Below are 350 nucleotides of genomic sequence, written 5' to 3' on the forward strand. Positions count from 1 at the left end.
CGAGCAGGGTGCGGCAAAGACACCTTTCATGCGTTTCGGCGACACGGTCCGCATCGAGATGAGAGACAAGGCCGGCCGCTCGATCTTCGGCGCGATTGAGCAGACGGTGACGCAACACAAGAAGGAAGTCTGAGATCATGGCCAAGCAATTCGCATCTGTCGGCGATATGGCGGAGAAAAAGATCTCCTTCACCGAGATCGGCCGCGACTTGTGGGCCTTCACCGCCGAGGGCGACCCGAACACTGGTGTCATCATCGGCGACGAATCGGTGTTGGTGATCGACGCTCAGGCCACGCCCCGACTGGCCGGCAAGGTGATCGAGAAGGTCAGGACCGTCACCGACAAGCCG

Annotated in this window: 2 pseudogenes; both read left to right on the top strand. The window is 60.6% G+C overall.

The window, feature by feature from the left end:
• Positions 1-133 (top strand): annotated as a pseudogene (locus AC0L2K_RS35165) (fumarylacetoacetate hydrolase family protein); the annotation flags it as partial.
• Between the two features lie 4 nt (positions 134-137).
• Positions 138-350: pseudogene (locus AC0L2K_RS35170) on the top strand (MBL fold metallo-hydrolase); the annotation flags it as partial.

This window comes from Mesorhizobium sp. WSM4817 (genome assembly GCF_055811135.1).